A 25,004-nucleotide genomic window follows, 5' to 3' on the forward strand; every position below is an offset into this window, starting at 1 on the left:
TGCGGCATGTCTCTGTTTTGTCGTGCTAACGCCCGCTTCAGCCGCGCTTCGCGTCGGCTGCAAGCTCTGTTAGGCGGCATCTTGAACACTTTCTTTTGGAATTACTTATTTTGTGTTGCCGTTGCGTGCAAAAAAGGATGCGACAGATGGCGAAATATCTATGTTACACGTATCTTTTAGCCACAGATATTGACCAGAAGGATTGCATTCCAAAAAGTATGTTGACCCGTCTGTTGAAACTATCAAATCATATGCACCAAATACCAGCCCAGCTTTGTTCTGAAACGCTCGAATCTTGGATTCAAGGATTGAATCAAGTTGAAACGGCTCAAAAATGTCATCAAAGTGTGCACGTCGCCAATCTATTGATGCCCTACCTTCCTTTGGTGAGTTAATTTTTGCCGCGAAAAGTTCGTTCCCTACAACAGTAATACGCAATTCAAACTCTTTCTCGATAAAGCGTTGAAATATGCCTGGGCATTTGAGAATTGACTCCCTATTTTCCTCAACGTAGTCTTTAGAGATTAGATTTGTCATTACTCCAGTTTGATCTGGAAAAGCTACCCAGCTTAAACTTTTGTAAATTACCTTTTTATAGCGAGCAAACATGTCTAAGACAACATCATAATCGTTGGTAACTCTTGTTTCTGGTATTTTCAGCCCACATTCTTGTGCCAAATTTAGCTGATTAGGTTTGATAGTAATGAATGTTTGTTCTTCAATAGGGTTCATCCAGATGGCATGTTGAAGCACTCTTGATAAATGACGAAGCCCTACTCTCCATTCACTTTGTCTGAAGTTTGCCGCTGCCTGTTCGAGGGGGCTCCAACTTGGATGAATTACCAACGGTTTTTGGCGCATCCAAACCCCTGTGACCAAACTTAAATCTAGATCGGTTTCATCCACGATGATCCTTGGGATTGTCCCATCACCGAATTGATATGTAATTCGATCTTTGGTCGAAAACGGATCAAAGATGTTTGCTTGCATTGAAAGGAGATCCGCTATCTCTGCAACTTCATTCAGATGCGGATCATCCTTATATCCAATTAACAACAGAATTTTCTGCTTGCGCATATTGATTCTAGAATGCAGTATCCGTCATGGGAGGATCTGTATCCCACGGAATACTCACTGTTGACGAAGTTGTAATCTTATCGCCAACTCTCGGATCAACTAATGGTATTATTTCCCTGAGTTTCATCCCAAATGGCTCGAAATCACAGCCGTCGAGATCCCCATAGTACTTCTTACATAATTCCTGATACTCTTTAGCAAACCCTTCTGCAAGGCCGTGTACCCTTTCTAGATCAGGTCCTACTGGGTCAGGACATGGTCCAGATGGCAGGATTGGCCCAACTGGCGGCATTGGATTGTCGTCTGGCGGTACTGGCTTAATTTCTTTTTCGTCACTCATTTATATTCTCCTGTTTGTCTCCAAAACTCGATTGACAATTCACGACTTTTGAAGAGCAAATATAAGATGTCCGCCGTTCAGTTGCTTAAGCTGCGCGCTCTTTTCCTTTGGCGCGTCAGCTTTAAGCCTTTGTTAGGGCGGCGTTTTGGTCCGTAGAACGGCCTTGAATTACCAAAATTTTACACGTTCGGCACAACGCAACTTTACATAAGCCGCCCTAACTACTTATTAACCTGCACCAATGCTGGATAAACCACCAAAATTCGGTTTATCCGGCAGGTTTTTGCCATCAATGCTGGATAATCCCCTAATTTGGGTATAATACCTGCACAATGTGCTGGATAAGATGAAAAACAGGGTTTTATCATGCATTGGTGCTGGATAAACAACCTATTCTGACAATAAACACGATCCAGCAAAGTATAAATCCTTCCGTGCCATTTAGCAATTTTAGGGAAAACATTGTGACTCAAAAACGAAAATTATTAGATCGCGTGCGGGATGCTGTGCGTTTGAAGAATTACTCGTATCGTACAGAAAAAGCGTACGTTAATTGGGTGAAGCGTTACATTCTTTTTCATGAAAAACGGCATCCAGAAGAGATGGGCCGAGACGAAATTGAAGCGTTCCTCACCCATCTTGCCGTTGAAGGTAACGTGGCCGCATCAACCCAAAACCAGGCGTTAAGTGCATTGCTGTTTTTGTACAATGAAGTGTTGTATAAACCGTTAGGCTTTGTTGAAGTAACATGGGCAAAAAAGCCAGTTCGCCTTCCGGTTGTTCTAACGAAAAAAGAAGTGAGTGCCGTGATGAAGCATCTTTCAGGGGCATCTTTGCTTGTAGTGCAGCTTTTGTATGGCAGCGGCCTACGCCTAACTGAGTGCTTGCGGCTACGAGTACAGGATGTGGATTTTGGCCAAAAAATTCTGTTTGTGCGCGATGGCAAAGGACAGAAAGACCGCACAACCACTTTCCCGCAAGTCGTAATTGCACCATTGCAAACTCACCTAAATCGTGTGAAACAGCTTCATCATCAAGATTTGCAGCAAGGGCTTGGTTATGCGCCACTACCAACTGCGTTGGCTAGAAAATACCCGAATGCAGAAATCGAATGGTTATGGCAGTTTGTATTCCCGTCTGCCAATTTGTCAAAAAATCCGCGCGAGGCAAATGAAAAGCTTTACCGTTATCATTTGCACGAAAGCACAGTGCAACGAGCGGTTAGGCAAGCTGCAAAATTGGCGAAAATTGGCAAGCGCGTCACGCCACACACGTTTCGGCACAGCTTTGCCACACATTTACTAGAAGTCGGCTATGATATTCGCACTATTCAGGAACTGCTCGGACACAAAGATGTAAAAACAACAATGATTTATACGCATGTAGCCAATCGGGGTGTGTTGGGCGTGCGTAGCCCTCTGGACGAGCTTGCTTTTTAGTAACTCATGCTGCGCAGTGCAGATTTGTATCATGCGGGAAATGACCTAGTGGCCAATGAGACGTCTGAAATCTTTTCTAGAGTCACCTTGTCACAAATTTACTTCCGTTCCTAGACCGAGCGCGATGGCGTTTGCCAAAGCGATACGGCCAGAGATGGCATCCTGGGCGGCGTTGCCGACGGATTTGAAGAAGGTGATTTGCTCGGGGCTGGTGCGACCTGGCTTGAGCCCGGCCACAATTTCGCCTAGCTCGGCGTGAATGTGGGCTTGGGTGATGAGGCCAACTTGCAGCGGCTGAATCAGGTCGCCCGCTTCTTCCCAGGCGGCTTCCCGTTGGTCTACCACCACGAGGGCGCGCTGCACGGTTTCGGCGTCCATTTCCTGCATGGCGGGGGTGTAGGAGCCAACGCCGTTGATGTGGGCACCGGGGGCCACGTCCTTGCCGCTAAAGACGGGCTGGCTGCTGCTGGTGGCGGTGCAAATGATGTCTGCGCCGCGAACGGCCGTTTCCGGGTTACTCATAATCCGAATATTGTCAGGAATAGGGCCAACGCCCCGCATCTCACGCGCAAACAAAACCGCATTTTCGTGCGTGGGGCTGTACACACGGACTTCGTTGATGTTGCGCACGGTGCAGACTGCTTCTAGCTGGGTGCGGGCCTGCACGCCGCTGCCTAGAATAGCCACTACGCTGGCATCTTCTCTTGCCAGCAAATCGGTAGCCGCACCAGACCCTGCGCCTGTGCGAATGGCTGTAAGCGTACCGCCCTCCATCAACGCCAACGGCCGTCCTGTTTCAGCATCCAGCACCAGAACGGCCGCATAAATTGTTGGTTCGCCCTGCTGTTTGTTTTTGGGGAAAACGGAGACCACTTTTACCGCTAAATCGTTGCTTTGCACCAAATAGGCGGACATTATCAGCGTAGTGCCACCTTGCGGAGCCACATCGACGTGACCGCGCAGCGGCACTTCCGCTTGCCCGGTAGAGAGTTGGGCGAAGGCTTGCTGCATGCCCTCGATGGCTTCCGCCATGGGCAAGGCGCGACGAACATCTTGGGCAGAAAGAATGCGCAATTTCATGATGGTTTCCTTTGTTGATCGTAGCTGGCGGCTAGCGGTTCGTTGCGAGTGGGTATCAAACCAACCACCAGCCACTAATCCCTATTCAAATTGCCACACCAGAGGCGGGGGCCAGAAAGCATTACTGCGGACGGCCGTATCCAATTCATACACGCCGTAGGTTGTCGCGGCACAATCCCCGGTGGACGTGCAGCGCAGGTTGCCCGTTAGCCCAGCCAATTCCAGCGTGGTCAACTGCTGGCGCAAGGCTCCCCGGCCAATAATCAGCGATCCATTCTGCCCGGCAATCGCCACCTCTTCAATGGCGTTCACAATAAGCTGGAGGGCATCGTAAGCGTAAGCTGAGGCACTGCTGGGCAACGATTCATAACGATTTACCCAGGCCGCCTCAAAATTATCGTAGGCCGTGCCTGAAAGTGCTGGCCCGGTGACGTAAATCTCGCTGGGCAATTCGCCAAGCTGTCCAGCGAATTGCATGGTCCGCAAGCTGTCGCTGCCGAGCAAGATCATCCGGTTCAAGCTGTTGTTTTCGGCTAGCTGGTTAACAACGAGATTCCCCTCCGGCTCAAACAGTGCCAGATAAATTAACTCCGGCGCAGCGTCGGCAGCCTGGTCAAGCAAATCGGCTACCTCTGATTGCCCAAGCGTCAAAGTTCCCTCGTACACCACGCTGCCCCCTAGCTGAATGAACGTGTCGCTAAACTGTTGGGCCAACACGCGGTTAAATTCGGAGCTATCCAGGAAGACGGCCGTTTCGCGCACCCCCAGTTCTTCATAAGCAAAATGGGCAGCCACGGTGGCCTGGTGTAAATGGCTGGGAACGGTGCGGAAGAAGGCGGGGTTTGCGTCTGCTGTCAGACTGGGGGCGGTGCTGGCCGGGGAGATGAGCAACCAATCATTGCGGCGCACCGTGGGCAAGACGGCCGTTGCCACGTCAGAACAAGCAGGGCCAATGATCCCCAGCAGAGCAGATTCTTCGTCGAGGGTTTGGATAGCTTCCAGCCCCACAGATGGGTCACAGCCAGAATCCAGCGGCAGCAGTTCGATATTGTGGTTCAGCAGTTCCCCGCCCCGGTTAGAAAGTGCCAAATTGATGCCGCGTGATAGCTCTTGCCCCCAAACGGCCGTATCGCCAGAGGTAGGCAGCAGCGTAACTAGCTGGATCGGACTGCCCGGGCGCACCACCGCACAGCCCAAATCATCCTCACAGCGAATAGGGTCTGATTGGCAACCAACGCTCAACCACAGCAATCCCAAACAAATAAAAAGCCAGCCACGTTTCATATCCATAAAAACAAAAAGCCACAGAATCCACAGAGATTTATGAGAACAGCAATTATCCTCTATTTTCTCTGTGACCTCTGTGGCCTAAAAAGCAGTCTTAACTTTTACTCAATCCCCAAGTACGCTTTTTGTACCGTAGGGTCTTTTTGCAGCACGTCGGCCTGGTCGGTTAGCACGATCTTGCCCGTTTGCAGCACATAGCCACGGCTGGCAATTTGCAACGCCATATGTGCGTTTTGCTCCACCAGCAAAATCGTCATACCTTCCTCGTTGATTCGCTCAATGGCCTCAAAAATGACGTCCACCAGCACCGGAGCCAGCCCCATCGATGGTTCATCCATCAGCAGCAGGCGCGGTTTGGACATCAATGCCCGCGTAACAGCCAACATCTGCTGCTCGCCACCAGACATGGTGCCTGCTAGCTGGGTGCGCCGTTCACCCAGGCGCGGGAACATCTCGTACGATTTTTCGATGTCGGCTTTGATAGTTTCCTTGTCGTTGCGATGAAACGCCCCCATTTCCAGATTCTCTTCTACGGTGAGCTTGGCAAACACGCCGCGCCCCTCAGGCACCATGGCAATCCCTTTAGAAACCCAGGCGTGAGCGGGGTGGGTAGATACATCTTCGCCATCAAAAATAACATGGCCACCGCGCGGCGTCATGAGGCCGCTGATGGTGCGCAAGGTGGTGGTTTTTCCGGCACCATTCCCGCCAATGAGGGTGACAATTTCACCCTCTTCCACGTTGAGGCTAACCCCTTTGAGGGCGTGGATGTTGCCATAGTAGGCATGGACGTCGTTGACTTCAAGTAATGGCATAAGATTTCACCTATGTTTGTTCTTCGGTGGCGGTTAAAGCGGCCGTTGCCCCTTTACCCAGATATGCTTCGATCACGACGGGATTGCTTTGGATTTCATGAGGAAGCCCTTCAGCGATTTTACGGCCGTAATCCAGCACCGTCACTTTTTCAGAAATCCCCATCACCACCTTCATATCATGTTCAATCATCAAGACGGTAATTTCTAGCTCATCCCGCAGCCGCCGAATAAAATCTGTGGTTTCGGCCGTTTCGCGGGGGTTCATGCCAGCCGTTGGCTCATCCAGCAGCAGCAGTTTGGGGCGCGCGCCCAAAGCGCGGGCAATTTCCAGCCGACGCTGGTCGCCGTAAGGTAAATTTTTGGCCAGTGAATCTCCCATGCCCTTCAAACCAACAAATTCCAGCAGTTCTTGCGCGCGGCGAACCGTGTTTTCTTCCTCGCGGCGCACGCTGGGCAGCCCTAGCAGGGCACCAATCCAGTTAGATTTTAGGTGTGGTTCCTGCCCGACCATAATGTTTTCCAGCACGGTCATATTGTTGAACAGGCGAATGTTTTGAAAGGTACGTGAAATACCTAGCTGGGTAATTTCATATGATTCTAGCCCCACAACCGACTGCCCATTAAATTCCAGCGTGCCCTCATCAATCTGGTAAAAGCCGGTGAGGCAGTTGAAGAAAGTGGTTTTACCTGCCCCATTGGGGCCAATGATGCTGGCGATCATGCCTTTCGGCAGCACGAAATCAAAATGGTCGGTGGCTACCAATCCGCCGAATCGCTTAACGACTTGGTTAGATACAAGGATGTTGTCGCTCATGATGTTTACCTAAGAATTTGTCTTGCATAGCCATAGAGAAAACGAGAATTTTGAGGAAGAACGCCCCCAGCCTCTCTGGGCTCTCTGTGGCTAAAATCAGAAAGTCTTTAAGATTTGGCGGTGACGGGAACGGCCGTATCATCCTCCCCATCTCCCTGAATTTCACGCCGATGCACTTCTGAGGGCCACAACCCTTCCGGCCGGACTAACATCATCACGATGAGGGCAATGCCGTATAACAGCAGGCGGAACTCGGCAAATTCGCTCAGTAGCTGGGGAATGCCCACCAGAGCAAATGCGCCCACAATCACGCCAGGGATGCTGCCCAGGCCACCGACAATAATCAAGCTCAGTACGTTTACCGAGATGAGCAGCTCGAAGCTGGTGGGGAAGATGGAGCCGAGCTTGGCAGCAAAAATTGCTCCCGCCAACCCGCCAGACGCCGCGCTGAGCGTAAAGGCTAGCACCTTCGCGTTGGTTGTGTTAATGCCCATTGCTGCGGCCACATCCTCATCTTCCCGAATAGCCATCCAGCGACGACCTGTACGCGAGTTATTCAACCGGCGCGAGACAAACAGCATGAGCAGCGAGGCCAAAATGAACAAATAATATAGCTGTGGCGGGTTGCCAAAGATGATTTCCCCCTCGCCATTTGTCGCCAGGATGCCTAACTCAAACCGCCCTAAAAAATTGTTGATGGGGTCTAAAACCACGCCCATCGCCTGGGCCAAAAAGCCCCCAATTTTGGCACTGGGAATTTGCAAAATGCCTTGCGCGCCGCCAATGAATGGCTTGAGCGCATCAGACCGGGCCAGCACGCGAATGATCTCGCCAAAACCCAGGGTGGCAATCGCCAGATAATCGCCGCGCATTTTTAACACGGGCAGTGCTAGCACGAAGCCGGTAAACATAGCAGCAACTACGCAAATAGGCACTGCCAGCCAGAATGACCACGGTTCGGCCACCCCAAAATCACTGTTGGAAGTGAGCAGGGCCATGATGTAAGCTCCCACAGCAAAGTTGGTGACGTACCCCAAATCGAGCAAGCCCGCTAGCCCGATGGCGATGTTCAAGCCTAACCCCATCAAAATAAAACGGCCGACTTCATTAAAAATTTCGCTCAAATATACGCCCAACAATGAGGGCAAAATCAGCAAGAAGATTACAAGCAAAGAGATACTGACGCGGCGACTGTTTTTCTGTTGCTGAGGAGTAAAGTTTTGGCGCACGGCTTGGTATCGGTTTTGCCCGCTTTGCTGCCACCAAAAGAAAACGGCCGTTAACACCACAAACAGCACCACAAACGGCACTCGCTCCAAGCCTGTACTGCCAAACAAACTACGAAGCGCATCATTGCTCAATCGTGGGCGCAAAATCCCAATCAAAATGTCAGACATTACCCCGCTGCCAACGCTCCACGCCAGGCTCATAAAAAGCGGCCGTCTGAAACGAGTAGGCAATAATGATACTCCCACGCCCGCAACGCCCAAGCCGACAAAAGCGAGCATCAGTAGCAAGCCACCAACAACCACATTCTCATTATTAAACGTAAAAATCGCAATTAAGTCAGGTTTTACATTAATAAAAGAATTCCGAATCGTTTCCCATACGAGCGTAATCAATAGAAGGCCAAAAATAGGGATATTTGTCAAAATGCCAGCAAGGCCACCGTGCAGGAGCTTACTGCCCACAGAGCCATTTTCAAAGCGGGATGCCACCAGAAAGCCAGCCACCAAAGGCATTCCAAACAGCAGCAATTGTCCCAATGTCACCACATCTGTAACCACAAAGCGCTGGTTGAACGCATCAATAATACCGATCATGCCCAGGCTCAAAGCAACAACGCCGGCAATAAGGCCCAGGTTTACGGTTTTTCGCAGTTGCTCATTCATTATGCTTTCTTCTCCGATAACCGCTCACCGATAATGCCTTGTGGACGGAAAATAAGAACCAAAACCAGCATGGTAAAAGCAATCACATCTTTTAGCTGATGCGAACCCGCAACCCCCAACCCTTCTAAAAACAACGGGGGGCCAATGGCTTCGATTACGCCCAGGAACAACCCGCCTAAGGCCGCGCCGGGGATGCTGCCGATGCCGCCCAACACAGCGGCCGTAAACGCCTTGATGCCGGGAATGAAGCCCATAATAAAGTTGAGCTGTCGGAAAACAATCGAATAAAGCACGCCAGCGATGCCAGCCATTGAGGCACCAACGACAAATGTAATCGTGATCGTGCGGTTTACGTCGATGCCCATGAGTGTGGCGGCATCTTTGTCTTCGGCCACGGCGCGGATGGCACGCCCTGTTTTGGTGCGCTGCACAAATTGTTGCAGTCCAAACATCACCACCAGCGAGGTCAAAATAACGGCAATATCGGCCTTTTGAAAATCCAGCCCCAGGAATTCAACCTTGCCGTCGAACATAGCAAATTCCGGGAAGGGAATGAGAGAAGAACCATAAAGTCCACGGAAATAATATTGCCAGAAGAAAGATGCGCCAATTGCTGTGATGAGCGGTACCAGACGCGGCGCGTTGCGCAGCGGACGGTAAGCTACGCGCTCAGTTAAAACAGCCACCACCACGGACATTAAGATGGAGCTAACAAATATTGCTAAAAGACTTAAAACTGGATACCGAGCCGTCAGGCCGGCATTTTCAAGCGGTAAGGCTACAAGCACTGTGGAGGACATGGCACCAGCCATGAAAAATTCGCCGTGAGCAAAGTTGATCATAAAAAGCACGCCATACACCATGGTGTAGCCTAAGGCAATCAAGGCGTACAAACTCCCCTGAGACAAACCAGACACGAAGAAATCTAGCCAATCAGAGATGGTGTAATCATTTCCAACGCCGAGGATAAATTTGCCAAACATGCCCCAGAGGACAATACCAATAATGCCGATGCGAAAAAACCAAAGAACGAGGTCAATGTAGTTAAATCGTTTCAAGATTGTGTCCCCTTCTTCCTTCTTTCAAAACCGTCTGTACAATTTAGCTAACCTGTTGTTGCCGACGGCCGTTTAGCAAACAGCCTGTGATACGAGTCACAGGCTGTCCAGAATAAACTTATACAAGCTATATTCGAGCCATCTAACAAGGCCTGCTAGATGCCATTTTGAATTAAAAATGAAGACCAGCTTGGTTGCCAAGCTGGTCTTCAAAATTATCAACGATTACTCGTTTTCGTAATTCCAGACTGCGGTGAAGGAGCCGTCTTGAACTTGGCTCACGGCGATTTGTGGGTCTGCACAGTCGCCATTTTCATCACAGGTGATGGTACCAGTAATACCGGCCAAGCCACTGGTGCTGCTCAGAGCATCCAGCAAAGCCTGACGGCCGATGAGCATCGAGCCATCATCCCCAACCTGCGCCACTGCTTCAATGGCATCCAGCAACATGTTGGTTGCGTCAAAGGCGTGGGCATGGAATGGGGCTGTGGGTTCTGTGCCGTACTCTGCCTGGTAAGTTTCCAGGAAGGTGGTGTAAATGTCGTTGCCGAAGCCCAGGTCTGGCCCAGAAACATACATGCCTGTAGCGGCGTCACCAGAGGCATCGAGGAAATCTGGGGATTGCACACCATCAGCAGCAGCCAGAACAATGCCTTCCAGACCATCAATTTCTTGAGCGGTCTTGGTGATCAGGGAACCTAATGGGATGAATACCGGGTAGTAAATGATCTCCGGCCCGGCGGCAGCGATGGAGGTCAACAGGGGTTCTACGTTAGTTGCATCGGCGGCTTCCGCTTCAAAAGCAACAACTTCGCCACCTAATTCAGCGAATGAGTCACGGAATACGGATGCCAAACCTTCGGTGTAGGGGTCGCCATCATGAACAACGGCCGCTTTTGTGAGGCCCAGTTCGTTGAAGACATATTCAGCCATAGCCCGACCTTGAATCTTGTCGTTGTGCGCCGTGCGGAAGTAGCAAGATTGGCGTGTTTCTGGATCGGTCAACACGGGAGCCGTGTTTGACGGGGAGATCATGGCAATGCCCTGTTCACAAACAATTTGGGACATAGGCACGCCAGCACCGGAACAGCTTGTGCCAATCACGCCAACAATAGATGGATCAGAAGCAATCTTTTGACCAGCGGCCTGCCCACCTTCAGCGTTACAGCCATCATCTTCAGTTTGCAATTCGATGGAGTGTCCAGCGATTTCGCCACGATCAGCAATGGCAATTTCTACACCATACTGGGAATCCAGACCTAACGATTCATTTGGTCCGGTGATAACCAGTGCCGAAGCCACCCGGATCGGATCGCCAGGAGCAACCTCAACACAACCGATGGCATCATCACAGGTCATCTCTTCCATTTCTTCATCTTCTTCGTCTGTAGCTTCATCACCAGAATCAGCAGCTGTGTCACCAGAATCGGCTTCTGGTTCGGCATCATCACCACTACCGCCACAGGCAACAACTACCATAGCCAGCAACAACATCAACAGGGTTAACCAACTCAAACGTTTCATATAATTCTCCTCCTTACGGAAAATTAGGGGTAATGTATTTGGTTGCTGGTGCATAAAACGCGCCCAGCAAACATCTACTTACACAACGGATAAACCTAACGCAATGAAATTTGCGCTATTAACAAGTTTAGGCAGATAGCCTGATCATCGGGCTTGATTTTTGTTGATTGACGGGCATCTATCACTTCCTCTTCCATGATTTTAGGGTGATATGCACAGTTACTTTTCAGTGGTTCAAAATTCTATTGGCAATGCTTATAGTTGTCAACTACGCAATTGCTGAATTGTTGAGAAGCAGCATAGATTGGTTGTTTACCCTGAACTTTCTTTATATGAGCCGATGGATAGGTGATACGATTCAGTTACTCATCTAGCATGGTCGGTGTTTCTACAAATTCACCAGTGCACATGAAGATGACTCTTTCAGCAATGTTTGTGGCGCGATCGCCAATTCGCTCCAGGTTGTGTCCAACCCACAGCAAGAAAGTAGCGCGGCGAATGTAATCATCATCTTTCATTTCTTCCAATGACTCGCGGAACAGCTTGCTATATTGCCGATCAATTTTGTCATCTCGTTTGATCAGGCTCAGGGCAAGTTGGGGATCGGCTTGAATGAAGGCATCAATGCCTTGCCGAATCATATCGCGGGCTCGACTTGCCATTTTGGGGAGCTTGTGCAGCGTATCTATTTCGTCCTCGCTTTCCATACGCTCAACCAGCCTGGCAATGCCAGATGCATGATCCCCAATGCGTTCCAACTCTACAGCTAGATGAATGGCGGCAATAACCGTGCGCAGATCTGTGGCGGCAGGTGCCTGGGTGGCCAAAATTAGCAAGGCTTTCTCTTCTGTTTCAAAGCGTAGCTGGTTGATGGTTTCATCACCAAGCACTACTTGGTTGGCAAGGGCTACATCACGGTTTTTTAGGGCAGCCATGGCGCGTTCAATGCTTTCATCGGTGGCACTGCCGAGGCGAATAATGTTGTCTTTCAGGTTGGCTAATTCTTGATCTAATATGGTGCGACTGTGTATTGTCATTAGGTTCCTCACTCCTGACGCAGGGTATTAAAAAGCTGCATGATTTCATCTGAGGTGTGGCTTGAAGAGGGGGTGCCGTGACCCGCAGCAATGATAGCTGGCGAAAGTTCCAGTAAGCGAATGGCAGAGCGGCGTGCGGCCGTTTTATCAGCGGTGATGCTGGGACGGGTGAGGTTTATACGGCCGTTTCGCGTGTCAATCGCATCGCCAGCAAACAAAATGCCGGTGGCCGGGCCAAAAAACGAAAAATGGTCTAATGTGTGGCCGGGCGTTGCCAACACCTGCAACCCACTCAAAAAGGGCAGTGTCTCCCCGTCTTTAAGAACAGAGATTTTATCCTGTGGCACAGCCCCGTACTTCATAAAGGTATCTATAATCCACTGAGCAATGATTGGCATATGCTTGGGAGATTTCCCCTGACTGATCAGCCGTGCCGAATCTGCACCGGCCATAATTTGCGCGCCAGTAGCTTTGTAAAGAGCGGCCAAACTGCCCACGTGGTCAATATCTGCATGGGTAACAAGAATGTGAGTCAAGTCGGCCGGCTGATGGCCCAACTGACGCAACTTCCCCAAAATCTTATCCTGCTGCCGAGGCGTTCCAGTATCAATCAGCACAATGTTTGGCGTATCAATAATTAGATACACATTGCTGCTGCCTGTTTCTAGCCAATGGACATTGGGCGCAATTTCCATAGGTCGTGCGATTTATGCCTCAGCCTCAATCAACTCAGGTTCGTCGATTAGGTGCGCAGCTTTTTTGTCGAAGGCGGCCTGAATGGCTGCGAAATCTTCTTCTGATATAGGTTTTTCCCGCTTTTGCTGTCGCAGATACCCCTTTACCTTTGTGTAATGCATGGCGGGAATGTTTGATTTCTTGATGTCAAGATTTTTGTTTCCCTTGGCGGTGAACACAATCATGGCCCCAATGGGAACTTCTTCAACGGACGGTGCATTCTTATTCAAATAGCTGGCAATGGCTTCCACGCTTAACTCAGCTTCACGCGAGGGATTCCCCAGCCGCTCCTGAGAGAAGAAGCGGCGCAGCCCCAAACCAGTTTGTTTCCATTTGTCGCCATCTACAGAAATTGTACCGCTCTGGTATTTAGGCACGAAAACAATGATGCCGGATGGAATAAGCAAGACGTGGGTGGCTGGGAGGAGGTAATGGTAGATACGGCCGTTCCTTGCCACCTTTCGCAAAACTTCATCCAATAATTCATCTGGGCGTGGGTCCCGCACATACCGATTGCCCAAATAAATACCAATTTGAGACAGCATCCACCCGAAAAACAAAGCCACCAACTGGTAAAAAATCAGGTTGGTCGCATCTGGCAGAAAAAGAATGAGCATACCCGCAAGAAGAATACCCATCCCCAAGAAGCTGGTGATTTGGCTGGCGCGTTTTAACCGTGCAATACGTTGATCGTCTCTTAAAATAACCATAACAAAATCAATTGGTGTAGAGACGTTGCATTGCAACGTCTCTACATATTTTTATCATATTTGCTTAAAACCAAACAGGCATTTTGCCCACCCAGACCAAACGAGTTAGACATAGCCACCTGTAGCGGGGCAGAACGAGGGCCATTTGGCACATAATCCAGATCGCAATCCGGGTCTGACGTTTCATAATTCCAGGTGGGGGGAATGATGCTCTGGTTTAGCGCCAGGGCGCAAAAGATCGCTTCGATAGCCCCTGCACCACCCATTGCGTGCCCCAGCACCGATTTGCTGCTGCTGATGGGCAGTTCATACGCCCGCTCCCCAAACAATGTCTTAACGGCAAATGTTTCCGAGGAATCATTAACAGGTGTGGAGGTGCCGTGGGCGTTGATGTAATCCACCTCATCTAGCGCGATGCAGGCATCCTGCACTGTCCACTGCATGGCGCGCACCGCCCCGGCTGCTTCCGGGTCTGGCTGGGCGACGTGGTAAGCGTCGGCCGAGGCAGCATACCCTTTTAGCTCAGCATAGATGCGGGCGTTGCGCGCCAGCGCATGATCTAGCCGCTCAATGATAAGCACCCCGGCGCCTTCGCTTAGCACAAAGCCATCCCGGTCTTTGTCAAAGGGGCGGCTTGCTTTTTCAGGCGTGTCATTGAATCCGGTAGAAAGTGCCCGCATCGCCCCAAAGCCGGCAATGGCAGCTTCGTGAATGAGCCCCTCTACGCCGCCCGTGATCATCATGTCGGCCCGGCCACTGCGGATGAGTTCCATGGCCTCGCCAATGGCCTGAGTGCCGGTAGCGCAAGCGGCCGTTACTGTGCTAATCGGCCCCAATGCTTTGGCCAACAGGCTAACGTGGTGGCTGGGCATATTGGGCAAAAACCCCGTCATGGCAAAGGGGCTAACGCGACTGAACCCTTTACTGCGCAAAATTTTCAGGTTGTCATCCGCCACTTCAAAGCCGCCCACGCCAGTGCCAACCAGTGTGCCGACGCGCTCTGCATTGGGCACAGGCTCTGGCAGGCCAGCATCATCCAGGGCCATGCGGGCAGCGGCAACAGCAAGCTGCGAAGCGCGGGACATGCGCCTCGCCTCTTTGAAATCCATATATTTTTTGGCAACAAAGTTTTTAACTTCGCCCGCAATGCGGCAGGGAAAGTCGGTGGCATCGAAGTTGGTGATGGGGCCGATGCCGGAACGGCCGTTTAATAAACTATCCCAGCTCTCTTCCGTGGTGTGACCCAGCGGGCTCATCACCCCCATCCCTGTAATGACGATACGCGGTCTGCCTTTGGCATCCAGAAATTGGTTATTCATGCTTATCTGCTCGTTAGCGGTAATCCGTAAACTGTGTTCAGGTATCGATAAAAAATTGTACGCTTATCGAATTACTGCTCACCGATTACCGATCACCGGAAATCCCGCTTGTAATCGCCTCGACGACCTGGTTTTCTGCCACGCGTCGGGCTTGCCCAATGGCCTGCTTAATCGCGTAAGCATTGGAACGGCCGTGGGCAACAATGACAACCCCGTTCACCCCCAACAGTGGCGCACCACCTACCTCGTCCGGGTCTAGGTGGGCGCGCACCCGCTTGAACGCGGAGCGCGTCAGCAACCCGCCCAGCATGGAGATTGGATTCGCCGTTAGCTCCTCGCGGATAATGCTGGACATATAGCTGGCGATGGATTCGGCCGTTTTCATAATCAGGTTGCCCGTAAAGCCATCGGCCACACCCACCTCGGCTGCGCCCTGCATAAACTCTTTGGGCTCAATGTTGCCCACGTAGTTTAGACCACTTGCTTCCAGCAGGGGAATTGTTTCTTTAATGAGCGCATTCCCTTTGCCCTCTTCTTCGCCATTAGAAATCAACGCCACGCGCGGGTTGTCAATCTTGAGTACACGCTCCACGTACAGGCTGCCCATAATGCCAAATTGCAGCAGGTAATCTGGGCGGCAGTCCGTGTTGGCGCCATTGTCTATGAGCATGGGACGGTGCTTGGTGGGGAAGATGACGCCCAGCGCGGGCCGCTTGATGCCCCGAATGCGTCCCAGCCCTACCTGCCGCAGCATCGCCACGGCCAAAATGGCCCCTGTGTTGCCCGCCGAAACAAAGGCGTCGGCTTGGCCATCCTTTACCAAAGACATGCCCACGTGCATAGAGGAGTGGGGCTTGCTTTTTACAATTTGTGAAGGCTTGTCCTCCATTGTGATGGCTTCGCTGGCGTGGACAACTTCCAGCGACAGGCCGCTGCTGTCTTGCATGGCTAACTCGGCCTTAATTTGGGTTTCATCCCCTACCAAAATGATACTGTCCCCAAATTCACGGGCAGCGTCTACTGCCCCAGCTACATCTGGTGCTGGATGATCGTCACTTCCCATCGCATCAACAACAATCCGCATTATTCCTCTCGCTTCCTTAGTATCTTTCCGAATGTTAGCCACAGACAGCACAGAGGGTTTTGAGCTAGGTTACTTCTCAAAATTCTCTTTTTCCTCTGTGGCAATTTTAGAGGGTGATGGCGGATTCTAACGGTGGCAAATGGTTAAGTCAAACAGGGGAAACGGCCGTTTGACAAAATCAAATCATCGTTTATACTACTGTCATATTGACGATCTTCGATATGATGGCACGATGATGACTGACCCTATTACCTTTGGCAAAGCGATTGCCGATGAAACCCGACAAAAAATCATGAACCACCTCTGCTGCCAATGGCTGTGCGTGAGTGATGTGGTGACTTCGTTGGGCGGCGTGTCGCAGCCAACGGTGTCGCATCACCTGGCCATTTTGCGTGAGGCTGGGTTGGTGCACACCCGGCGCGAAGGCAAGCAAATCTTTTACTCCCTGAACCAGGGTGCTGTGGCTTCTTGCTGCGGCGTTCTCATGCAAAAGTATGCGCCTGAGGTTAGCATTTCTGACATTGCCATTGAATAATTTGGTAAGCGCTTTTTTTTGCTCAAACATATAGATGTCTATCAATGCGAGGTGAATGATGACAACAAAAACACGGACAAATGAAGAAATTCATGAGGCAGTACAGGATCGATACGGCCGTATTGCCCAAAACTTTCAATCAGAATTACCAGTATTAAACGACAGCGCAAGCTGCTGTGATCCAGATAGCGGGGCCGACTACTGCGGCAGCGACCTGTACGACGTAGACCTGAGCCAGCTTCCGACTGACGTGACGGGTTTGTCGTTGGGCTGTGGCGATCCGATAGCGATTGCCAGCCTGGAACCAGGCCAAACGGTACTGGATTTAGGCTCTGGCGGCGGCATCGACTGCTTTTTGGCGGCAGAACGCGTGGGGCCGACTGGGCATGTGATTGGCGTAGACATGACGCCCGCCATGCTGGAAAAGGCAAATCGCAACAAGGCCAAGCTAGGTGTAGCGCATGTGGAGTTCCGTCAGGGGCAAATTGAAGATTTGCCAGTGGAAGCTGACAGCGTGGACGTGATTATTTCTAACTGTGTGATTAATTTGAGTCCAGACAAGACGGCCGTTTTCCATGAAGCGTTCCGCGTGCTCAAACCGGGCGGTCGGCTGGCCGTCTCCGACATGGTGACGCGCGGCAAATTTACCGCGCAGGAACGGGCCGATATGTCTGCCTGGGCAGGCTGCATCACTGGGGCAGAGGACGTGGGCGAGATGGCTACCTGGATGCAAGAGGCTGGCTTTGCGCAGATTTCCATCCAAAACAAAGAGGACACAGGCGTGGAATTGGCAGATGTTGATCCTCACGTTGGGGCGGCTCAGATTTTTAGTGCGCGAATTACGGCCGTAAAGCCTTCCATAGCCAAATGACATTCCCGTCAGAAGTCGTCTATGGTGTGAAACCAAAGGCGTAAAAATATCCCCGGAAACTGTGTGCGAACCAATCGGTTTTCACATAGTTTCCGGGCAGCAGCAGCCCCGGCTAACCATCGCCAAAGAAGGCATCCGGTTAGTTTTTAGTTCTGAAGATGGATTCGCCAAAGTGTAGCAACAAACAAATAGGAATAAGGAGATTTAGCTGTTCTCCGCTTTTTGCTTCAACCCTGCAGCAAACGCTTCAAAGCTGTTGGTAAGATCGGGAATGGTTCGACCAAAAATGGGCAGCAGCAAGCCGCTAAAAATCTCCTCTGTGTGGAAAACGATTTGCCCATTTTCATCGGGTGTCAGCGTATGGGTGCGCTCCGATTTGAACAAGCCGAACGGCATTCCTCCGGTCAACACCATCTTTTTGCCCGGTTCAAACCCAGTCACCTTCACGGCAAACGCCTGCTCTGGGCTAAATTTGGTAAAGAACTTCACCTTTTCGCCCAATGCCAGCCTGCCCTCCACCCGCACCATGCCAGGGTCCCAGTTAGAGTAGCCAGCCGGATCGGTTAAAATCTCCCAGATTTTTTGCGCGGGGGCATTTATTGTTTTCTTTGCACTGTACGATCTCATCTCAACTCCTTTGCAAAATTTGCCGGACGTAATCTTGCAGCGCCGCTCTGTTAAAATCTGGCGAGGTGATACGCACGGTGCGTGCCTTTTTGCCGTCTCCTTCCAGCAAGCCATACGCATCTTCAATAGCAACGCCATCATGGAAAATCAGGCTAATCTTACCTTTGCCTACTACCGTTTGAATATGGTTTTTGGTGGTGCCGTAAACCAGGCAGTTTTTCCACTTGATGCTCTCATTAAATTCTGGGCCGGCCTCTAAAATGCAGGCGCGAATCTCAAGAAAGAGCGGCGCAATCTCTGCGCTCAGGTTTTCAATATACTCATTCACAATATCGTTTTGGGAAGGTTGGTAGTTCATATCCACATCCTATCATCTTTGCTCGGCAACTCATTGTAAGAAGCGGCCATAAGGTTATCCTGCAAAATGGAGTTGGCTTCAAAGTAGGCCAGCGGGGCCAACCCCGTCATTTTTTTGAAGGCATTGTTGAGATGGGGCTGGTCGTAAAATGAATTATCGTTGACGTACTCAATGATGCGGGGCATTTGGGCACCAAAGTCGCAGGTTTGGCCTAAAAAGAGGTGAATATTTTGAATGGCCTGTATCTCTTTTTTGCTGAGACCAAAGACAGATTTGTACAGCCTGCGCTTATGGCGAGGCGAATAGGCAGCGAGCCAATCTGTTTCTGCCAATGTGGGGTGCAGCATGGGGGAAATGGTCTTTTTGACCCGCCTTGTTTGAATAGCATGAGTGATTTGGCGGGCAAAATCATTAAGCTCTCGGATCGGCTCGGAAATCCAATCTTGTTCCAAAAATGTATTAGTTGGCATCTCTTTTTGCCAAAATAGCTCGGCAAAGGGTAAGCTGAACCGCGCACCGTACAAAGCGAGCGGTGCTTTTAGCACAAGGTCTAGCCGATGGGTGTGCAAAGTTTTTAGCGACTGCCGGGGTGAAGTAATATCTTGCTGCTGCTTGGCGTCACGGTAACAAATTTCCCCTTCTTGAAGCCAGAAAAAATCAAAGAAGAGTTCAGGAATAAAAATATCCGTGATGCTGCTGGGAAAATCGGTCGTTATTTGCAGTCGCCAGCAAAACAGCAGTTCAGGAAGCGTGTCTATTTTTTGCTTTTGGAATGAGATTTTCATGAGGTTGCTTGTGTATCACGATTTCATTGCGGAAGCAATGGTTGTTTGGTGGAAGGCACGCCATGCGTGTAAAGCCGAGGTTATTAATAAAGAAGTACAAAGCAAAAAGGGCATGTCCACTCGTGTGAACATGCCCTTGACTATATGATGAAATTGTTTTGGGGCAAAGCCCGATTTCCTAGAAAGGAATGTCGTCTTCTTCCTGAGCAGGTGCGCTGCTTTCGTAGCTCTCACCACCACCGCTGTAACTGCCGCCATCGTCGCGGCCACCCAAAAAGCGGACAGAATCGGCGCGAATTTCAAAGGAGGCGCGTACCGTGCCATCCTGAGCCGTCCACAGGCGTGGGCCACCTGTGTTGCGGTCTGGGGTAATTTGCCCTTCGACCAAAACCTTGCGCCCTTTGCTTAAATATTCATTGGTGGTTTCTGCCTGCCGACCCCAAACGCTGACGCGGAACCAGGTCGTTTCATCAACGGGTTGGCCAGTGGAACGATCTGTCCAACGCCGATTGGTGGCCACGCTAAAGCTGGTTACGGCCGTACCGTCGGGCATATACCGCATTTCGGGGTCACTCCCCAAATTTCCAACCACAATTATTTTTTGATACATCAAACACTCTCCTTAAAATAATTACATTTTGGCACATTTTGCCTAAAAGAGAAACGAAATTTCGCTAAATAGTATCACGTTTTAGACAAATGAAAAACAAAGATTTGTGTGCCAAAGCACCCTTTCTTGAGAGCCCTATTTTAGCACAAGTGTTCTAGTAAATCAATTGATTTCTCCTGTAAATCACGTCAATTTGCCCACTTGACCAAATCCCAAATACGCTTACCATTATTGTTATGACAAATAACGGCGGGTATAAGCTGGAATATCTGGAAAAATACCAGAGACGTTCTTCAAAACCTTCTGGCAATAAAAACAAGGGCGACAAAAACAAGCGGGGCTGCCTAACACGGGCACTTATTTTGTTCGTGCAGCTGGGGCTGCTGGGGCTGTTGTTTGGCATTTTGGTCTTTGTGGGCGCGTACATCTATTTCAGCAATGAGCTGTCTGATTCTATCGATCAGGTCGTCGCCTATCGTGGCACGGGCGTGGGAGGGACGCCCCGCTTTTTTGATCGCAACGGCGAGCTGCTCTTTGAATTAACCACCACCGAAAAGCGACTCTGGCTGGCGTACTCCGAGATTCCCCAAACGGTGGTTGATGCGACGGTGGCGGTAGAAGATGACACATTTTGGACTAACTATGGCGTAGACCCAGCCGCGATAGGTGCTGCCTTACTGAACAATTACCGGAATCAAGACGGCCGTCCCGTAGGAGCCAGCACCATCACCCAGCAGCTTGTCCGCCACATCGCCTTTACCTACGAAGAGCGCGTCAGCGTCAGCTACGAACGCAAGCTGCGCGAAATATTCCTCGCCTTCATCATGACCCAGCAGCGCAGCAAAGAAGCCATCATCCAGATGTACCTCAACGAAATTTACTATGGCAATCTGGCTTACGGCATCGAAGCCGCCGCCCAAACCTACTTTGGCAAAGCGGCGCAGGAGCTAAATTTGGCGGAAGCTGCCTTTTTAGCCGGATTGCCGCAGTCGCCCCTGGATTGGGACCCATATACCAATTTTGAAGCTGCCAAAGCACGGCAAGAGTTCATTCTGGACTTGATGGTAGAGGATGGTGCCATCACCGAGCTAGATGGCGAGGTTGGGAGGCAAACCCCGCTGCGCATTCAGCCGCGCATCACCGCCAATGAGGCGGCGCAGGACGTGACGCTGGAAGCCGCCCACTTTGTGCTGTACGTGCAAAATGAGCTAGAGCGGCTCTACGGTCCTGATGCCATTGCTCTGGGCGGCTGGCAGATTACGACCAGCCTGGATTTAAACATGCACCAAATGGCAGAAACGGCCGCACGCGACTGGATTGCCTCTCGCACCGCTGCACATGACGTCAGCAACGCCTCCGTGGTCATCCTCAAGCCAGGCACAGGCGAGATTTTGGCGATGGTGGGCAGCCTGGATTACTTTGATGAGTCAATTGACGGGCAGGTAAATGTGGCTCTCAGTCCGCGTCAACCGGGCAGCAGCATTAAGCCCATCACCTACGCCACCGCCTTGCAGCGCGGCTGGTCCACTGCCGACGTGCTATGGGACGTGCCCATCGAGCTGGATTTGGGCGGCGGTGAAAAGATGGTACCCACCAATTATGATGGCTACTATCGCGGCCCGGTGCTGTTCCGGGATGCTTTGGCCAACAGCTACAACATCCCGCCCGTCCAGCTTTTGCGGGACGTGGGCGTGCCCAATTTTGTAGCCACCGCCCGCAACATGGGCATCGAGTCACTGCGGGAACCACCTGGCTTTTACGGCCTAGCACTCACGCTGGGCGGCGGCGAAGTGCCGCTTATTGAGATGACCCATGCCTTTGCCACATTGGCCAACCAGGGCCAAAAACCGCGCCTCACTTCCATTCTCAAAATTACGGACAGCCGGGGCAATGTCATTTTTGATGCGCAGCAAAATCAGCTACCGGCCGTCAACGCTATTGACCCAAAGATTGCCTACATCATTACAGATATTTTGGATGATGACGCAGCGCGGGTGGCGGCGATGGGATACAACAATGCGCTAGAATTGCCGTTCCCGGCCGCGGCCAAAACCGGTACTACCAACGACTTCCGCGACAACTGGACGATTGGGTACACGCCGGGTGTGGTAGTGGGCATCTGGACGGGCAATTCAGACGGCCGTCCCATGATCGATTCGTCTGGCTTACGCGGGGCGGCACCACTGTGGAACAGTATCATGCAAACCATTTATGCTGATCCGGAGATGATGCAAAGTTTGTGGGTAAACGGCCGTCCCCCAGCCAACGGGTTCATCCAGCCGCAGGGGATTGAGCTGCGTCCAGTTTGTTACCCATCCGGCACGGGGGGCAGCAGTTGCACTGCCGGCCGTAACGATTGGTTCATTGTGGGTGCGCCGGTGCATGGCAACGCCCGCATCAGCTACAATCCCAACATGGGTGAACATTTGGGTGCCTGGACGCTATCCACCATGCCCCTGCCAGCGGAAGATGCCCAGCGCATTTTGGATGCCCAGCCAGAACTGAGCAATGGCAGCAAAATCCCCCGCCCCACCGAATGCGTGATTAACACAACCAATCCCCCCGAAAACGCCACCGTGCGGCTCTATCTGCCCGTTCCTCCGTTTTACCCAGATGAAGTCAAAGCCCGACAGTGGGCGCAATCAACCGGGTACCGCATGGCACCCCCTTCAGTTTGCCCCCTTAGCGTCTTGCGCGGCTCACCCACCAGTACCCCTGAAGGCGAATAGCTTAACCTTCAAAATCCTGCACAAATTGCACTAGAGTGTTAAGCATGTTGTCAAACACGGACAAGCGGGCGACTTCGTAGCCGTGGCTGTTGGCGCGCACTTGCCCCATGCAGGCGATGCGCTGTGCGCCACCGGCGTAATAAACCAAACTGGCATCACTGGCGGCACTCTGATACACGACGGGCTGTAGCTCTGTTCCGGCGGCGAGTGCCGCTTGGCAAAATGCTTGCAACAGCGGCTGGTCGTAATGCCCCAGCCGATCTTTGCTCCAGATGGCGGGACGGCCGTCTAGCTGCAAATCACTCTCCGGCGGCATCGGTGCCCCATCCACACTAACAAAAATCTCCGGCTGCTCGCGCAAGGCCAATGATTTGGCGCCGTGCCCGCCCACCTCTTCACTGACGGTAAAGGCGATGATGGTGGGATGATACGGCCGTATCTCCTCCACCCTCATTCGCTCCAGCAATCGCAAAAGAGCAACTACCCCCATCCGGTCATCAAACGTCCACGCCGCCACCAGCGGGTCGGCCGGATCGCCAAACAGCATCGGGCCGCGCCGCTCACGGGTGGGCACGCCTGTGGAGCCGGGTCGCACCCCTGCCGCTTTTAGCTGCTCTGGCGACAGTCCGGTCATTACCCGCACATCGTTCCAGGTGATGGCTTGATTAGCGGCATTGGCTGTGTGAGTAGACCCCATCGACAGGATGCCCACAATCGTTTCCCGATCGCCCAGAATCTCCATAGGGCCTTCCCCCAGCTTCCAGGGATGCAGCCCTCCGCTGTTGCTCACTTGCAGGCTGCCGTCTGGGTTGATTTTGGTCACAACAAGGCCAATTTCATCCATGTGGGCGGCATACATGAGCAGGGGCACTTGAGGGGAACGGCCGTCCACTCTTACAAGCACATTCCCCATTCCGTCAGTTTCATGGGCAACGCCATATTTATCCAACTGTTGCCGAACCAGTTGCGCCAACTGCTGCTCACGGCCTGTGGGTGATGGGACAAGTAATTTTGTAAAAAGTTGAAGGGCGGGGTGTTGATCGTTCATGATCAATATTGTAGCAAAGAAAAAAGGTTGACGGGCTGAACCCATCAACCTTTACCCAAGGCAATGTGCGGTTTATTGGTTGAGCAGGAAGATAGCAGAATCTTTTTCGCTTACATTGCTGGGGCCGTAGGTGATGAGCAAGCCTGCTTGGGAGGCAGATTTGCTTAACACAACAGAGCCTGTTTGTGTTAAGCCAGCTTCTATTTTGCCTCCGACCCGTTCATACGCCATCATCTTGCCTTCATCCCAATCGTCGCGCAGGCCGTTGCTGTTCACGGTGAAAAAGGCCAAACCGTCGCCCACCACGAGCCATTCTGGTGAGCGAACCAGCAGGTCGTTATCTTCTGGGGCGGCAATGGATAGGTCCAGACGCAGCGCATCGCCCAAATCTTCAACGGCTTGGATGGTAACGGTGGCGGCGCCCACAATAAATGGCTCGTCAATGGGTAACGCCTGGGCGTTAATCAAATAATCGTAGCCGCCAACGGCTTCCAGATCATCGCCTACAACAAAGGGGATAGTAAAGTTGCTGCCTGCGCCGTTCATATCCATCTCAATGGTTTGGGGACGTTCATCAAGATTGTTGAAGCAGATGCGTACCAAGTAACCAAATCCGGCCGAAAAGTGGCTGGCTTCGCTTCTGGTATTGCCGCAGTCGTTGCCGAACCGACTGTTATCATCGCTGTCGCTGGCTTGCCAGCCCAGAAAGAAATTGTTGCTGGCAGCGGCAAATGTGTCTCCCGTTCCCCAAACTTCAGCCAGCAGTACCTGCTCATCCCCTAATGATTCGATGGCATACGGCCGTACACAAACTGGCATGACGCTCGCTGGACAAAAAGCTGCACCCCACTCTGCGTTCGTTTCGGTAGCAAAGGTGCGAACGTCCGGCATGAAGCGGGCGTTTTCTTTGGGCGGCGCGGTTTCCGACGCGCTCTCTTCAGCAGGTTCGGTTGGTTCTGCTTCGGCACTATCTGGTTCGCTAGGTGTTTCAGAGGCAGCGGGAGTCTCCCTTTGGGCAACATCTTCCACCGCCTCGGCCACGTCTTCTACGACGGGTTCCAGATTAAATGAGCCGCAGCCGACCAGCCCCAAACCTAAAATGATTAAAGTGATCAATGTGAATGTTTTCATGGTTGTGTCTCCTGATGTGTGTGATTTCTGTTTTTATAGCAAAACGGCCGTTTCAGGAGATAACGGCCGTGTAACAAACTGGGTGGATATTGTAACAAA

24 protein-coding genes are annotated in these 25,004 nt (G+C 51.5%); 4 read left to right on the plus strand and 20 right to left on the minus strand.

All coding sequences use genetic code 11. The features are described from left to right. Positions 1-105: 105 nt before the first annotated feature. Complete coding sequence (locus tag ACOQPU_RS17055; protein WP_420641032.1) at positions 106-1,077, minus strand: hypothetical protein; 972 nt, start codon at positions 1,075-1,077, stop codon at positions 106-108. A gap of 7 nt (positions 1,078-1,084) precedes the next feature. Beyond that, the gene (locus ACOQPU_RS17060) at positions 1,085-1,417 is read right to left on the minus strand and encodes a hypothetical protein (RefSeq protein WP_420641033.1); all 333 of its coding nucleotides are present in this window, start codon (positions 1,415-1,417) and stop codon (positions 1,085-1,087) included. Positions 1,418-1,878: 461 nt separating this feature from the next. On the opposite strand from ACOQPU_RS17060, the gene ACOQPU_RS17065 reads away from it, so the two are divergent. Continuing rightward, complete coding sequence (locus tag ACOQPU_RS17065; protein ID WP_420645851.1) at positions 1,879-2,856, plus strand: integron integrase; 978 nt, start codon at positions 1,879-1,881, stop codon at positions 2,854-2,856. A gap of 90 nt (positions 2,857-2,946) precedes the next feature. Here ACOQPU_RS17065 and ACOQPU_RS17070 read toward each other — a convergent pair whose 3' ends face one another. The 12 genes from ACOQPU_RS17070 to plsX all read right to left on the minus strand — a co-directional run bounded on the left by ACOQPU_RS17070 (position 2,947) and on the right by plsX (position 16,211). Continuing rightward, positions 2,947-3,936 carry an ornithine cyclodeaminase family protein gene (locus ACOQPU_RS17070; protein WP_420641034.1) on the minus strand — a complete coding sequence of 330 codons (990 nt, stop codon included), beginning with the start codon at positions 3,934-3,936 and terminating at the stop codon, positions 2,947-2,949. 81 nt (positions 3,937-4,017) lie between these two features. Next, a complete protein-coding gene (locus ACOQPU_RS17075; RefSeq protein WP_420641035.1) occupies positions 4,018-5,226 on the minus strand; it encodes a branched-chain amino acid ABC transporter substrate-binding protein in 1,209 nt (402 codons plus the stop codon). Positions 5,227-5,324: 98 nt separating this feature from the next. Further along, the gene (locus ACOQPU_RS17080) at positions 5,325-6,038 is read right to left on the minus strand and encodes an ABC transporter ATP-binding protein (protein ID WP_420641036.1); all 714 of its coding nucleotides are present in this window, start codon (positions 6,036-6,038) and stop codon (positions 5,325-5,327) included. A gap of 10 nt (positions 6,039-6,048) precedes the next feature. Continuing rightward, entirely contained in the window at positions 6,049-6,852 is an 804-nt protein-coding gene (locus ACOQPU_RS17085) for an ABC transporter ATP-binding protein (RefSeq protein WP_420641037.1), read from the minus strand. A gap of 107 nt (positions 6,853-6,959) precedes the next feature. Continuing rightward, positions 6,960-8,744 carry a branched-chain amino acid ABC transporter permease gene (locus ACOQPU_RS17090; protein WP_420641038.1) on the minus strand — a complete coding sequence of 595 codons (1,785 nt, stop codon included), beginning with the start codon at positions 8,742-8,744 and terminating at the stop codon, positions 6,960-6,962. Continuing rightward, complete coding sequence (locus ACOQPU_RS17095; protein WP_420641039.1) at positions 8,744-9,802, minus strand: branched-chain amino acid ABC transporter permease; 1,059 nt, start codon at positions 9,800-9,802, stop codon at positions 8,744-8,746. The genes ACOQPU_RS17090 and ACOQPU_RS17095 overlap by 1 nt, the downstream gene beginning before the upstream one ends. 225 nt (positions 9,803-10,027) lie before the next feature. Next, on the minus strand, positions 10,028-11,326 hold the full coding sequence (locus ACOQPU_RS17100; protein WP_420641040.1) for a branched-chain amino acid ABC transporter substrate-binding protein: 1,299 nt from the start codon (positions 11,324-11,326) through the stop codon (positions 10,028-10,030). 362 nt (positions 11,327-11,688) lie between these two features. Then, positions 11,689-12,363: a phosphate signaling complex protein PhoU gene (gene phoU / locus ACOQPU_RS17105; protein ID WP_420641041.1), complete on the minus strand. Its 675-nt coding sequence runs from the start codon at positions 12,361-12,363 to the stop codon at positions 11,689-11,691. An 8-nt stretch (positions 12,364-12,371) separates the two neighbouring features. Beyond that, on the minus strand, positions 12,372-13,058 hold the full coding sequence (locus tag ACOQPU_RS17110; protein ID WP_420641042.1) for an MBL fold metallo-hydrolase: 687 nt from the start codon (positions 13,056-13,058) through the stop codon (positions 12,372-12,374). Between the two features lie 12 nt (positions 13,059-13,070). Beyond that, positions 13,071-13,808: a nuclease-related domain-containing protein gene (locus ACOQPU_RS17115; protein WP_420641043.1), complete on the minus strand. Its 738-nt coding sequence runs from the start codon at positions 13,806-13,808 to the stop codon at positions 13,071-13,073. Positions 13,809-13,849: 41 nt separating this feature from the next. Next, the gene (gene fabF / locus ACOQPU_RS17120; RefSeq protein WP_420641044.1) at positions 13,850-15,127 is read right to left on the minus strand and encodes a beta-ketoacyl-ACP synthase II; all 1,278 of its coding nucleotides are present in this window, start codon (positions 15,125-15,127) and stop codon (positions 13,850-13,852) included. Positions 15,128-15,212: 85 nt separating this feature from the next. Then, positions 15,213-16,211, minus strand: coding sequence for a phosphate acyltransferase PlsX (plsX, locus tag ACOQPU_RS17125; RefSeq protein WP_420641045.1), 999 nt, complete (start codon positions 16,209-16,211; stop codon positions 15,213-15,215). A gap of 139 nt (positions 16,212-16,350) precedes the next feature. On the opposite strand from plsX, the gene ACOQPU_RS17130 reads away from it, so the two are divergent. Next, entirely contained in the window at positions 16,351-16,746 is a 396-nt protein-coding gene (locus tag ACOQPU_RS17130) for an ArsR/SmtB family transcription factor (RefSeq protein WP_420641046.1), read from the plus strand. 55 nt (positions 16,747-16,801) lie between these two features. Beyond that, a complete protein-coding gene (gene arsM / locus ACOQPU_RS17135) occupies positions 16,802-17,617 on the plus strand; it encodes an arsenite methyltransferase (RefSeq protein ID WP_420641047.1) in 816 nt (271 codons plus the stop codon). Positions 17,618-17,821: 204 nt separating this feature from the next. On the opposite strand, the gene ACOQPU_RS17140 is transcribed toward arsM, so the two are convergent. The 4 genes from ACOQPU_RS17140 to ACOQPU_RS17155 form a co-directional block, all read right to left on the minus strand. Then, a complete protein-coding gene (locus ACOQPU_RS17140) occupies positions 17,822-18,244 on the minus strand; it encodes an SRPBCC family protein (protein WP_420641048.1) in 423 nt (140 codons plus the stop codon). 1 nt (position 18,245) lies between these two features. Next, positions 18,246-18,602, minus strand: a complete 357-nt coding sequence (locus ACOQPU_RS17145; RefSeq protein ID WP_420641049.1) for a DUF1801 domain-containing protein — start codon at positions 18,600-18,602, stop codon at positions 18,246-18,248. Then, positions 18,599-19,387, minus strand: coding sequence for a hypothetical protein (locus ACOQPU_RS17150; protein ID WP_420641050.1), 789 nt, complete (start codon positions 19,385-19,387; stop codon positions 18,599-18,601). The genes ACOQPU_RS17145 and ACOQPU_RS17150 overlap by 4 nt, the downstream gene beginning before the upstream one ends. Positions 19,388-19,565: 178 nt before the next feature. After that, entirely contained in the window at positions 19,566-19,997 is a 432-nt protein-coding gene (locus tag ACOQPU_RS17155) for a single-stranded DNA-binding protein (RefSeq protein WP_420641051.1), read from the minus strand. 236 nt (positions 19,998-20,233) lie between these two features. Between ACOQPU_RS17155 and ACOQPU_RS17160 the strand changes: the two genes are divergently transcribed. Then, positions 20,234-22,726, plus strand: a complete 2,493-nt coding sequence (locus tag ACOQPU_RS17160) for a transglycosylase domain-containing protein (RefSeq protein WP_420641052.1) — start codon at positions 20,234-20,236, stop codon at positions 22,724-22,726. 1 nt (position 22,727) lies between these two features. Here the strand turns inward: ACOQPU_RS17160 and ACOQPU_RS17165 are convergent, their stop codons facing one another. Further along, positions 22,728-23,774, minus strand: a complete 1,047-nt coding sequence (locus tag ACOQPU_RS17165) for a M20/M25/M40 family metallo-hydrolase (RefSeq protein WP_420641053.1) — start codon at positions 23,772-23,774, stop codon at positions 22,728-22,730. 72 nt (positions 23,775-23,846) lie between these two features. Beyond that, entirely contained in the window at positions 23,847-24,905 is a 1,059-nt protein-coding gene (locus ACOQPU_RS17170; RefSeq protein WP_420641054.1) for a hypothetical protein, read from the minus strand. Between the last annotated feature and the right edge of the window lie 99 nt (positions 24,906-25,004).

The sequence above is a fragment of the Candidatus Leptofilum sp. genome, assembly GCF_965223285.1.
Lineage (GTDB): Bacteria > Chloroflexota > Anaerolineae > Promineifilales > Promineifilaceae > Leptofilum.